The organism is Pseudomonas sp. MLB6B, assembly GCF_054508135.1.
On the sequence record NZ_CP199313.1, the window covers coordinates 2,586,031 to 2,598,059 of the forward strand.

10 protein-coding genes are annotated in these 12,029 nt (G+C 66.2%); 5 read left to right on the forward strand and 5 right to left on the reverse strand.

Annotation, left to right across the window (positions count from 1 at the left end):
- Nucleotides 1-143: 143 nt before the first annotated feature.
- Complete coding sequence (locus ACSMEV_RS11510; protein WP_459205272.1) at nt 144-1,325, reverse strand: MFS transporter; 1,182 nt, start codon at nt 1,323-1,325, stop codon at nt 144-146.
- A 99-nt stretch (nt 1,326-1,424) separates the two neighbouring features.
- Between ACSMEV_RS11510 and ACSMEV_RS11515 the strand changes: the two genes are divergently transcribed.
- The 3 genes from ACSMEV_RS11515 (at nt 1,425) to ACSMEV_RS11525 (ending at nt 4,462) form a co-directional block, all read left to right on the forward strand.
- Nucleotides 1,425-1,988, forward strand: a complete 564-nt coding sequence (locus tag ACSMEV_RS11515) for a TetR/AcrR family transcriptional regulator (RefSeq protein WP_459205273.1) — start codon at nt 1,425-1,427, stop codon at nt 1,986-1,988.
- 187 nt (nt 1,989-2,175) lie between these two features.
- The gene (locus ACSMEV_RS11520; RefSeq protein WP_459205274.1) at nt 2,176-2,745 is read left to right on the forward strand and encodes a glycoside hydrolase family 19 protein; all 570 of its coding nucleotides are present in this window, start codon (nt 2,176-2,178) and stop codon (nt 2,743-2,745) included.
- A gap of 307 nt (nt 2,746-3,052) precedes the next feature.
- Nucleotides 3,053-4,462, forward strand: coding sequence for an LLM class flavin-dependent oxidoreductase (locus ACSMEV_RS11525; protein ID WP_459205275.1), 1,410 nt, complete (start codon nt 3,053-3,055; stop codon nt 4,460-4,462).
- 86 nt (nt 4,463-4,548) lie between these two features.
- Here the strand turns inward: ACSMEV_RS11525 and ACSMEV_RS11530 are convergent, their stop codons facing one another.
- Nucleotides 4,549-5,787, reverse strand: a complete 1,239-nt coding sequence (locus tag ACSMEV_RS11530) for an acyl-CoA dehydrogenase family protein (protein WP_459205276.1) — start codon at nt 5,785-5,787, stop codon at nt 4,549-4,551.
- 334 nt (nt 5,788-6,121) lie between these two features.
- On the opposite strand from ACSMEV_RS11530, the gene msuE reads away from it, so the two are divergent.
- Both msuE and sfnG read left to right on the forward strand, forming a co-directional pair.
- The gene (gene msuE, locus ACSMEV_RS11535; RefSeq protein ID WP_459205277.1) at nt 6,122-6,685 is read left to right on the forward strand and encodes an FMN reductase; all 564 of its coding nucleotides are present in this window, start codon (nt 6,122-6,124) and stop codon (nt 6,683-6,685) included.
- Between the two features lie 27 nt (nt 6,686-6,712).
- Entirely contained in the window at nt 6,713-7,801 is a 1,089-nt protein-coding gene (gene sfnG, locus ACSMEV_RS11540) for a dimethylsulfone monooxygenase SfnG (protein ID WP_459205278.1), read from the forward strand.
- Nucleotides 7,802-7,955: 154 nt separating this feature from the next.
- On the opposite strand, the gene ACSMEV_RS11545 is transcribed toward sfnG, so the two are convergent.
- From ACSMEV_RS11545 to ACSMEV_RS11555, 3 genes are all read right to left on the reverse strand, one after another.
- Nucleotides 7,956-9,059: a sigma-54 interaction domain-containing protein gene (locus ACSMEV_RS11545; protein WP_459205279.1), complete on the reverse strand. Its 1,104-nt coding sequence runs from the start codon at nt 9,057-9,059 to the stop codon at nt 7,956-7,958.
- An 8-nt stretch (nt 9,060-9,067) separates the two neighbouring features.
- Nucleotides 9,068-10,255, reverse strand: a complete 1,188-nt coding sequence (locus tag ACSMEV_RS11550; protein ID WP_459205280.1) for an acyl-CoA dehydrogenase family protein — start codon at nt 10,253-10,255, stop codon at nt 9,068-9,070.
- A gap of 548 nt (nt 10,256-10,803) precedes the next feature.
- Nucleotides 10,804-11,862 carry a DUF1176 domain-containing protein gene (locus ACSMEV_RS11555; protein WP_459205281.1) on the reverse strand — a complete coding sequence of 353 codons (1,059 nt, stop codon included), beginning with the start codon at nt 11,860-11,862 and terminating at the stop codon, nt 10,804-10,806.
- Nucleotides 11,863-12,029: the final 167 nt, after the last annotated feature.

Sequence of the window (12,029 nt, forward strand, 5' to 3'; positions counted from 1 at the left end):
GTCATGATCCCTGCCAGCCTGGTGATGAAGCAGCGTCCTTATAGGCATTGGCTAGGCGTAATGCCAGTGCCGTCCATCGGTGTGCTGCCTCGTCAGGTCATGGCGTGTTGATCGCCCGCCGAGTGCTACTTGCCAAGTTTCCCTCAGCACGTCTGCGCGCAAGGCCTTGCCCTCAGCTTCCAGCCACTGAGCAGCGCCAGCCCGAGCAGCCCGGCCAGGTAAAGCTGCGCAGCGCCCACCAGCCCCATCCTCGGCACCAGCACACTGAGCAACAGCGCCGGCACGCAGAACGCCAGGTAGCTGAGCACATAGAAGGCCGCCAGCAAGCCGGCGCGCTGGTCAGGCTCGGCCAGGGGCAGCAGGCTGCGCGTGGCGCCCAGAAAGCCGCTGCCAAAGCCGATGCCGGTCACCACCGTGCCGACCATCAACAGCGTCAGTTGCCCACTGAGCACCGCCAGCCAAAGCAGGATCGGCCCCACTGCCAAGGCCAGGCTGCCCAGCCGCAGCAAGCGCTCGGCGGGCCAGTGCCGCAGGCCATGCAGGCAAGCGGCACCGCTGAGGGTCAGGCCTGCCACCGCCACGGCGCCCAGCAGCACCGACGTCGTGCCGCTTACCGCCTTGGCCAGGCCCGGCATCAACGACAGATAGAACCCACCCGTGGCCCACACGGCCAACTCCAGCGGCAACACGCGCCAGAGCATGGTGCGGGCCTGGGGCGGCACCGACAGTCGCGGTCGCAGCGCCGCCAGGGTACCGGGCCGACGCGGCAACAGGTCCGGTACGCCGAGCAGGCACAGGGCAAGCAGCCCGAACGTTCCGAGAAACACCTCATAGGTCAGCTGCAACGGCAGCGGCGCATAGGTGACCAACAGGCCGCAACCCACTGCGCCCGCGGCCATGCCGAGCAAGGGGGCAAGGCTGTTGAGCCAAGGACCGCGTTGTTGATCGCTGTCCAACAGCGCCGCGCCCAAGGCGCTGGTGGCAAGACCGGTCGCGACCCCTTGCACGGCCCTGGCAGCGATCAAGTCGTTGAGCCCGTGGGCCTGGTGGAACAGTAGCAGCGAACCGATCTCCATCAGCACGGCGCCCAGCACCACCGAGCGCCGCCCCAAGTGATCTGACAGACGACCGCCGACCAACAGCGCGGCAAGCAGTCCGAAGGCGTAGATGGCGAAGACCCAGGTCAGCCAGAAGGTGGAGAACCCCCAGGCCTGCTGGTAGCTGGCGTACAGCGGCGTCGGCGCGCTGGAGGCGGCCATGAAGGTGAAGAGCAGGGCACCGAACACGCCCAGGCGGGCCTGGGTGCCGAATGGAGAAGGTTTCAAAGTCAGGGCTCACTAAAGCTAATTTATTGCGTTAGAGCTTATAGCGAGCTTTTCATAAAAGCAATTTCTTAGCTTTTGTATTCGGTTATGATGCGCGCCATGACCATCAAACACTCCCGACCCGGTGGCCGTAGCGCCCGGGTGCAGCAGGCCATTCATGAGGCCGTCCAAGCGCTGCTCGACGAGCAACCGCGCGATTCGCTGACCGTTCCGCTGATCGCGGCGCGCGCCGGTGTCACCCCTTCGACCCTCTACCGCCGCTGGGGCAAGCTGTCCAACCTGCTGGCCGACGTCGACCTGCAACGCCTCCAGCCCGACGAGCCGCCCGAAGACACCGGCAGCCTGGCAGGCGACCTGGCCTGCTGGCTGGAACGCTATGTCGACGACCTGGTGTCGTTGCCCGGCCAGACCATGCTCCGCGACGCGATCATGGCCACCGAAGTGGGCTGCACCGTGCGTTGCACCGAGCCCACGCGCGAGCGACTCGAGATGCTGCGCGAACGCGCCCTGGTGCGCAACGAGCCTACGCCGTCGATCGACACGCTCATGGACGGGCTGGTGGCGCCGCTGATCTTCAGAACGCTGTTCGGCGGGGAGCGGCCCGATGCCGAGCTTCAGCGGCAGTTGCTCGACCAGGTCCTGGCACGTGCGCATGGGGCCTGAGGCGAGCGTTGCGTAGGGACGACATGCTGACGTGCCAAGGCTCTGCTGCCGTCCTGGCGCACGCAGGGTTGAGACGCATACATATCTAGCCACTGCGTGATACCTGCGTCCTTACAGTCGAGTGCGGCAAGCGGCAGAACCGCCGCCCATGCCGAGCACCCACCGTCTCTCGACTGGAGCACAGCCCATGCACATCACCGAACGGCAATTGCAACGCATCCTCCCCAACGCCGGCCCTCGTGCCGGCGTTTTCGTGTCTGGCATAGACACCACGCTAGGCACCTATTCCATCACCACACCCCTGCGCATCGCCGCCTTTCTCGCCCAGGTCGGGCATGAGTCCGGGCAACTGCGCTACGTGCGCGAACTGGGCAACGACGCCTATTGCGCCAAGTACGACACCGGTCGCCTGGCCGAGCGCCTGGGCAATACCCCCGAGGCCGACGGCGACGGGCAACTGTACCGCGGTCGCGGGCTGATCCAGGTCACCGGCCGCGCCAATTACCAGGCCTGCAGCAAAGCCCTGTTCGGTGACGGACGCCTGCTCGAGGCCCCCGACGCGCTGGAGCAACCGCTCTACGCCGCGCTGTCGGCCGGTTGGTTCTGGCACCGCGCCGGGCTCAATGAGCTGGCCGACCAGGTGACCTGCGCCGAGGATGCCATGTTCGAGAAGATCACCCGCAAGATCAACGGCGGCACCAATGGCCTGGCGGACCGCCAGGCGTTGTACCGGCGTGCGCTCGACGTGCTGGGTTGATGCCGCCCACCGCTCGCGCACAGGCCGCCCGTGGGGCGTCCTGGCGAGCGGTATCCACCAGCGCGGTCAGCAGGCGGTCCGGCCTTCGGCGCGCGTGGGAAACCCCTGCTGTAGACACATATTGCAACCGAGTCACTGTTGCCCGCCGAACAGTCGATCAACAACGTTGTGCCTGAAACGGCATCCATACTGTTCGAAAAAAATCCAAGTCATTGATTCATAGCGCTATTCCACCTGGCACGAATCCTGTTGCAAGCCTTGCACCCGCACCCACCAAGGGTGCCCGGCTAACCGACCAGGAGCTGCCATGCCCCGCGAAATCTGTTTGAACGCCTTCGAGATGAACTGCGTGGGCCACCAGTCGCCCGGCCTGTGGCGCCACCCCAAGGACCGCGCTTGGCAGTACAAGGACCTCGACTACTGGACCGACCTGGCCAAGCTGCTGGAGCGCGGCAAGTTCGACGGTCTGTTCATCGCCGACGTGATCGGCATCTACGACGTGCTCGGCGGCAATGGCGACGCCGCCATCCGCCAGGCCACCCAGGTGCCGGTCAACGACCCACTGGCGCTGATCACGCCCATGGCGCTGGTGACCGAGCACCTGGGCTTCGGTCTCACCGCCTCGCTGACCTTCGAGCACCCGTACCCCTTCGCCCGCCGCCTCTCGACCCTGGACCACCTGACCAAGGGCCGCATCGGTTGGAACATCGTCACCTCCTACCTCGACAGCGGCGCGCGCAACCTCGGGCAGAAGGCCCTGAGCGACCACGACGCACGCTATGACTTCGCCGACGAATACCTGGAAGTCCTGTACAAGCTGTTCGAGGGCAGTTGGGAGGAGGGCGCGGTGCTGCGCGACCGCGAGCGCGGCATCTTCAGCGACCCGAGCAAGGTTCACGAGATCCGCCACCACGGCAAACACTTCCAGGTGCCCGACATCCACCTGTGCGAGCCGTCGCCGCAACGCACCCCGGTGCTGTACCAGGCCGGTGCCTCCAGCCGCGGCAAGGATTTCGCCGCCGGCCACGCCGAATGCGTGTTCGTCGCCGCGCCCTCGAAGGTGACCCTGAAAAAGACCGTGGCCGACATTCGTCGCCGCGCCGCCGAGGGCGGGCGCGATCCGCGCAAGGTGCTGATCTTCAACCTGCAGACGGTGATCGTCGACGAGACCGACGCCAAGGCCCAGGCCAAGTGGCAGGAACTGAAGGGCTACAGCAGCTACGAAGGCGCGCTGGCGCTGATCTCCGGCTGGACCGGGATCGACTTCGCGCAGTACCGGCCCGACCAGGTGCTCAAGCACATCCACACCAACGCCATTCAGTCAGCGGTGGAAACCTTTTCCACGGCCGATCCGGACAAGCAGTGGACGGTGCAGGAGCTGGCCGACTGGGTTGGCATCGGCGGCTTCGGCCCGCTCATCGTCGGCAGCCCGCAGACCGTTGCCGACGAGTTGCAGGCCTGGGTCGAGGACACCGATGTGAACGGTTTCAACTTCGCCTATGCCCTGGCCCACGAAACCTTCCGCGACGTGGTCGAGCTGCTGGTGCCCGAGTTGCAGAAGCGTGGCGTGTACAAGACCGAATACCGCGCTGGCACGCTGCGCGAGAAGCTGTTCGGCGACGGCCCGCGCCTGCCCGATAGCCACCCGGCGGCCGGCTATCGCGACCTCGGCCGGCACCGTGCCGCCACCCGCCCCAGCCAGGCCGAGCCGGCCTGAGCCGGAGCGCACCTGCGATGGGCGGCAAAGCCGCCCTGTTCACGACAGTGCTCCGAACCGCCTGAAGCTGATCGAAGCCTGCCGCCTCACCCCTGCTTGGCACCCCCACCGATCTGCCACACGTACGGCGGCTCGGCACCGTTGACGTGCCAGTCGCCGACGATGCGTTCCTTGTAGACCACCGGGTTGTGCGACGCCGCAGTGCGCGCATTGCGCCAATGGCGGTCGAGCTGCTTGCCGGTGCTGGTGGTCGAGGCGCCCAGCGCATTGAACAGGTCGCTGGTGGCGCGCAGCACCAGGTCCACGACCGCCACCTGGGCCTGCGCCGATTCCAGCTCGGCGGTGACGTTGGCCTCGCGCTCGGCCGCTGCGTCGTGGCCCAGGCGCGCCAGGTACGCCTGCTGCAAGGCCTCGGCGGCGCGCAGCGTGGCGGCCTCGGCGGCATACACCAGACCGCTGGCCTTGCCGATCACCTGCAACACCTGGGCGTCCTGGCTCACCGCTTCGGCGTTGCCATGGCTGAACACGCGCTTGCGGGTGCGGGTTTCGGTGCTGAAGTCGCGCACCGCCGCACGCCCCGAGCCGACGATGACCGCCAGCAGCACCAGTTGGTAGAAGGCGGTCTGGTATTTGAAGCGGGTAGAGAAGTCGATGATGTTGTCTTCCTCCACCACTGCGTTGGTCAGTACCGAGGTGCCGCTGCCGGTGGTGCGCTGGCCGAAGCCGTCCCAATCGTCGCTCAAGGTGATGCCCGGCTGCTTGGCGCGGACCGCAGCGATGACGTCGGCGCCGGTGTCGTCGCGGCGGGCGAAGAGGTCGATCCAGTCCGAGAAGATACTGCCGGTGCTGTAGTACTTGGTGCCGTTGACCACCCATTGCTCACCCTGGCGCGATACCCGGGTGATGACGTCGCCGATTTTCACTGCGCCGATTTCGGTCCAGGCGCAGCCCACCAGATCGCCCGCGACGAAACGTTCGAACCAGACGTCCTGGGCGCTGCTGGCGTGGGCGTTGAGACGGTCTTCGACGAAGGCGAAATGCCCGCGCAGGGCTTGCGGCAGGTTGGAATCGGCTTCGGCCAGCTCGATCAGCAACTGGAACAACTGCTCTAGCGAAGCGCCGGCACCGCCATGCTCCACGGGCACGCGCACGGCGCCAAAGCCGGCCTCCTTCAGCCAGCGGATCGGCTCGAAGGGCAGGGTGCGCGTGCGCTCGCGCTCGAGGCTGCCTTCGGCGATACGTGCGAACAGCGGCCGAAAGCGTGCGGCAAGGGCGTGGTAGTCAGTGCCGGTGGACAGGTGGGGGACATGGGCTTGAGCGGTCATCGTGGTGTTCCTCGAGTAGATGCGAATGCAGACGGCAACTGCTTCGCAAACTCCGTGCCTCACCAAAAAAACCATATGGATCAGAGGCTTGCATATTTTTGGCAGGTGCCTGCTGTGGCACCTCCAACAACCTGTTGAACGGCTGTTGGTGGCGGGACACCAGCGCCGCGTCGCTTGGCTGTTGCTCGGCGGTCAGCGCTTCGACAATCTGCGGCCTACGAAGCAGTCGACACGTCGTTCCTTCTCGTAAGCCATTGATTCAGAAGACCTCCATCGCTTGGCACGGTTGCTGCTCCTACCCCTGGCACAGCCCACAAGGGCAGGAGGAGCACGCATGAGCACAAACGCAATCAAGGTCGTGGTGGTGTCGGGCAGCCTGCGCTCGCCGTCGCGCACCCATGGGCTGCTCGAGGCCCTGGTGCAGCGATTGCGCGGCAGGCGCACGCACCTGACGGTGCACTGGGTGCGCATCGCCGAACTGTCCGCCAGCCTGGCCGGTTCCCTGGAGCGCGACAGCGCCGCCCCGGCGTTGCAGCTGCACCTGCAAGCCATCGAGCAGGCCGACTTGCTGCTGGTCGGCTCGCCGGTCTACCGCGCTTCCTACACCGGCCTGTTCAAGCACTTGTTCGACCTGGTCGACCATCAGTCGCTCAAAGGCGTGCCGGTAGTGCTGGCCGCCACCGGCGGCAGCGAGCGCCATGCGCTGATGGTCGACCACCAACTGCGCCCGCTGTTCGCCTTCTTCCAGGCTCACACCTTGCCCTACGGCCTGTACGCCAACGTCGAGGCCTTCGACGACCAGCACCGCCTGGTCGATTCCGCACAGTTCGAACGCATCGAGCGGGTGCTCGACACCGTCGAGGCGTTCTTTCCCCTTCCGGTCGCCAGCGCGGCCTGACCCTACCGAGTGACAGGAGACTTCCTCATGAGCCAAGCGATCAGATTCGCCTACTGGGTGCCCAACGTCAGCGGCGGCCTGGTGGTCAGCAAGATCGAGCAACGCACCAGCTGGGACATCGACTACAACCGCAAGCTGGCGCAGATCGCCGAACGGGCGGGCTTCGACTACGCCCTGTCGCAGATCCGCTTCACCGCAGGCTATGGCGCCGACAACCAGCACGAGTCGGTGACCATCAGCCATGCGCTGCTGGCCGCCACCGAGAAGCTCAAGGTCATCGCCGCGATCCTGCCCGGTCCCTGGAGCCCGGCCTTGGCCGCCAAGCAGTTGGCGACCATCGACCAGTTCACCGCCGGGCGGGTGGCGGTCAACGTGGTGTCCGGCTGGTTCAAGGGCGAGTTCCGCGCCATCGGCGAACCGTGGCTGGACCACGACGAGCGCTACCGCCGTTCCGAAGAGTTCATCCGCGCCCTCAAGGGCATCTGGACCCAGGACAACTTCAGCTTCCACGGCGACTTCTACCGCTTCCACGACTACACCCTCAAACCCAAGCCGGTGCAGCGCCCGCACCCGGAAATCTTCCAGGGCGGCAGCTCGCGCGCCGCGCGCGACATGGCCTCGCGGGTGTCGGACTGGTATTTCACCAACGGCAACAGCGTCGAAGGGATCAAGGCCCAGGTCGACGACCTGCGGGCCAAAGCCGCCGCCAACGGCCATTCGGTAAAAGTGGGGGTGAACGCCTTCATCATCGCCCGCGACAGCGAAGAAGAGGCACGCGCGGTGCTGGCCGAGATCATCGCCAAGGCCGACCCCGAGGCAGTCAACGGCTTTGGCAGCGAAGCGAAGAACGCCGGCGCTTCCAGCCCGGAGGGCGAAGGCAATTGGGCCAAATCGACGTTCGAAGACCTGGTGCAATACAACGACGGCTTCAAGACCGACCTGATCGGCACGCCACGGCAGATCGCCGAGCGCATCGTCGCGCTCAAGGCCGTGGGCGTGGACCTGATCCTGTCGGGCTTCCTGCATTTTCAGGAAGAAGTGGCGTACTTCGGCGAGCACGTGCTGCCGCTGGTGCGCGAGCTGGAGCAGGCCCAGGCCGTCACCCAGGCGGCGTGACGCAAGCAGGCCTGCGTGGGGCGTGGCGACAGCGTCGGGCTGGCTTGCGGCACGGCGGCCCGCCTGCTTGACGCTCCAGCCCGGCGCCGAGCGCTGCGGGCCGGCTCAGTGGCTGGGGGCTGTGTCCATAAGGGGCACGTTCATAACGACGCGTTCATATCGAAAGCTGCAAGGCCCGTTCCGCATGCGCCTGGTCCTGCACGCGACGGCGGTTGACCACCAGCTCGCCAATGGCGATCAGCCGCGCACGGGTGATGTTGCGGCTCAGACCCAGCAAGCTGGCGGTATGCACCTGATTGCAGTGGCAGAAACGGTAGGCGCTGCGCAGCAGGCTGTCTTCGACTTTCTCGTGCAGGCCGCCGGCCTGTTCTTCGAACAGCCGCTGGAAGGCGCGCAGCAGCTGTTCTTCGGCGTTTTCCGCAGGGGCCGCCGGCGCCTGGGCCTGGCGCTCGATGCGCAGGTGCGACAGGCGCAGGTCGTCGTCCTGCACCAAGCCGTTGCGGCACACCAGCAGGGTGTGGTGGATGACGTTTTCCAGTTCGCGGATGTTGCCCGGCCAGTCGTAGCTCAACAGCTTGCGCTCGGCCTCGCCGCTCAGGCGCACGTCGCCGTAGCCCAGGCGATTGCAATAGGTTTTGATGAAGTGGCGGGTCAGCGGCAGGATGTCGCCCGGCCGTTCGCGCAGCGGATAGAGCTGCAGGCTGACCACGTTGAGGCGGTAGTAGAGGTCTTCGCGGAAGTTGCCGGCGCCGATGGCCTTGTCCAGTTGCACGTTGGTGGCGGCGACCACGCGCACGTCGATGGGCAGGCTCTTGCGCGAGCCCAGGCGCACCACTTCGCGTTCCTGTAGCACGCGCAACAGCTTGACCTGGATGGCCATGGGCAGGTCGCCGATCTCGTCGAGGAACAGCGTGCCGCCGTTGGCCTCTTCGAACCAGCCGGCCTTGGCCCCCAACGCGCCGGTGAAGGCGCCTTTCTCATGGCCGAACAGCTCGGCCTCGACCAGCGATTCGGAGAATGCGCCGCAGTTGACCGCAATGAACGGTCCGTTGCGCCGCGCGCTCAGGTTGTGGATGTGGCGTGCGACCAGCTCCTTGCCCGTGCCGGTCTCGCCGATGATCAGGACACTGGCCTCGCTGGGGGCGACCTGTTGCAAATGGGCGAGCAGCGCCTGTGAGCGCGGGTCTTCGAACACCTGTGCGGTGGCCCGGATCGAGGTGGCCAGGGAGGGGGACGGGGGCAGGGTCAGCAGTTGCATGGGAATCCCTATGAGTAGAAGGAAGGGGTAGGCCGTGTCTGGTTCAGCGCCCAGTCGCCCAGCTCGTGGAGCTTGTAGTCCAGCGGGTCGTGCAGGCTCTGGGTGCGCAGGTTGCGCCAGTAGCGGTCCAGGCGCAGCGAGGCGTGGGTAGCGCGGGCGCCGGTGACCTCGAACAGGCGGTTGCAGATGTCCAGCCCGGTGCGCGCCGCCGCGACCTTGGCCGTGGCGATGGCCAGCGCCAGTTGCGCACGTTCTTCGACGCCCAGCGCCTGCTCCTTGTGCCAGGCCTGGTCGAGCAGGGCGGCGGCGCGTTCCACCAGCAAGCGCACGCCTTCCAGGGCCACCCAGAATTCGCCGTAGTGGCGCAGGATGTACGGGTCTTCGCTGGCGTGCCGGGCGTTGGAACGAAACCACGGGCGGCCTTCCTTGAGGGTGTATTGCCGCGCTTCCTCCAGGGCGCCTTCGGTGATGCCGAGGAAGATGTGCGCGAAGTGCAGCTGGGCGATCAGCGGGCGCAGGCCGGCGAAGGGCGTACTCAAGGGGCCCGGGTCGAGGAGCATTTCGTTTTCTTCCACGCGCACCCGCTCGAAGGTGGCGCTGCCGCTGTCGGTCTGGCGCTGACCGATGTTGTTCCAGTCACCGTGCAGGGTGATGCCGGTGCGGCCCGTAGGGATGGCGGCGATCAGCAACTTGCCGCCGGCGCTCTCATCCACCGCCGAGGCGATCAGCATCTGTGAGTCGCTGGCCCCGGAGCAGAAGCTTTTCTTGCCGGAAAATTCGTACCAGCCGTCGAAGCGCTTGAGCACCGTGCGGGTGTCCAGCGGGTTGAGGGCGTTGCCCCAGAACCAGTGCTGGCGGGCGGACTGCTCGAACCAGGGCTGCCACTGGTCTGGGCGCGAGAACAGGCGCACGGTGGCCAGCATCAGGTGGTGGAAGCCGAAGACGTGGGCGACCGAGCTGTCCACCTTGGCGAACTCGCGCACCACGCCCAAGGTTTCGCTCCAGCTGGCGCCCAACCCACCGAAGCGGGTGGGAATGCTCAGCGCCAGCAGGCCGCTGTGGCGGATGGCGTCGCGTTGCGCCTTGGGCGTGCCGCCCGCTTCGTCGCGCTCCACGGCGGTTTCGGCGAAGGTTACGGCCAGGCGGCGCGCGGTCTGCATCGGGTCGAGCACGGTGGGCTGGGTGTGGGTCTTCATGCGATGTCCTTCGCGGGCGGGGCGTCCTGGCAATGGCCAATGGTGCTCATGTGTGCTTCGCGCACTGCGGCGTGCGGGGGCGGCGCCAGAGTGGGCGAAGGGCGAGCGGTGGGGTGCTGTGACGAGCTGTTCATGCGGGATTTCCCTGCGGCAGGGTGAAGTGCGTGGGGTATCGCTTGGTTGGCTGCGTACCGAGGGCTATGTCGTCGGGTTGGCTTTCGTGGAATTCGCGTTGCTGCAGCGACGACGGCCCAAGTGTTTGCGAATGGGCAGTAAGCGGCTGTGTGCTGTTGGGCAACGGCTCACCCGGCAAACGGCGGGGCACATGGGATGAATTTGAGGCGTGGTACATCGGCGAACCGCAACACAGTGGGTGTCGGGACTTTATAGAGGCATGAGGAATATTTAAAAAATAATAAAAAATCCTATTTATATTTCTTTAAAGAATAAAAAAGCGATTGTGGTGTTGTTCGTGCAACAGTCGTCCGCTTAGACATGCCGACAGGCACAGGTAGATTCGCGACCCATGCCCGTCATTGGCGTGCATTTCACCGCTTCGTTGCGCTCTGCCACAGCACGGGCCAGTCCCGCTCATTCAGCCCCGTGCAAGCGGACATCTGCGCCGCGCGGCTCAACACGAAGCGAGCGCCGTCGTAGCGCCAGCGTGCCGCAACCCCGCAGCCGCCCATGCCCGAGGCCAGGGCCAGACTCGTCAACTCGCCGGTCGCCGGGTCGAATGCCACGCTGCCGTTGGGCGCGAGGTCGGGCAGGTTGGCGACGCGCTCGAACGGCGCGGCATACGCCTGCTCGGGGTGCGCCAGCGGCGTCAGGTACAGGTTGTAGGCGCAGTTGTAGGCGCCGCACCCTGTGCGCACGATGAGCAGCGCTTCACGGGTGCTCAACCCATGCACTTCGCCCTTGGGTTCGTCGCCGTCCACCAGGCCCTGTCGCCAGTCCGCGCGCGTGGCGGCCATCGCCGTCTTGAGCACCTGCTCGGCCTGTGTCTCGTCCAGTGCCGCAGGAGCGCTCCAAACGGGTATCGCGGGGGCCACAGGTGCCGCAGGCACTTTGCTGGCGGGCGCGTCACCCGGCTTGGCGAGGGCGGTGACGGTGCCCACTCGGCCTTGGACGTCGTCGATCAGCAACAGGGCTGCGCGCATGCCGTTCAGTGACGCAGACGTTGGGCCGTCCGGGGTGTCGAACGTTAGCGCACTCGCGTTGCGCATGGCCTCGATGGAGGCGAGCGCGTCGCTGCCGCTGGCGCTGCGCAGTTCGGGCACTTCCGATATGTCGTCGGCTGAGCCTTGGTGTGGCCGCAGAGGGATGGACACGGGCTTGGCGTCGATCCGCGGATCGCCGTAGATCGCGTTGTAGCTGAACACGCTGACCCGCAGCGCGCCATCCGGGCCGGCTTCGCGGACGATGCGCAACGGAAAGGACAGCGCATCGGCTTCGGCGCTGGCGGGCCGGGTGGAGATGGCGGTGCAGGTACGCAGGTTGTCACAGGTGACGTTCCAGTCCTTGAGGTCGCGCGACAGGGGCAGGGTATCGGCGGCATGGCTGGCGCAGGCGATCAGGCAGGGCAACAGGGCGAGGAGACGGCGCATGGCAGGCAGATGACCGAATGTGAAGAGGAGTGCGGATTAGCGCACGGATGGAGGGGGCAAACCCCAGTCGTGGGCGCTGTACACAATAGAAAAGCCCACACGCACAGCTAATCGATCTGTATGAGCGGTGCCGGCCCGGCGATCATCCAACGTTGCATCGACCCCAA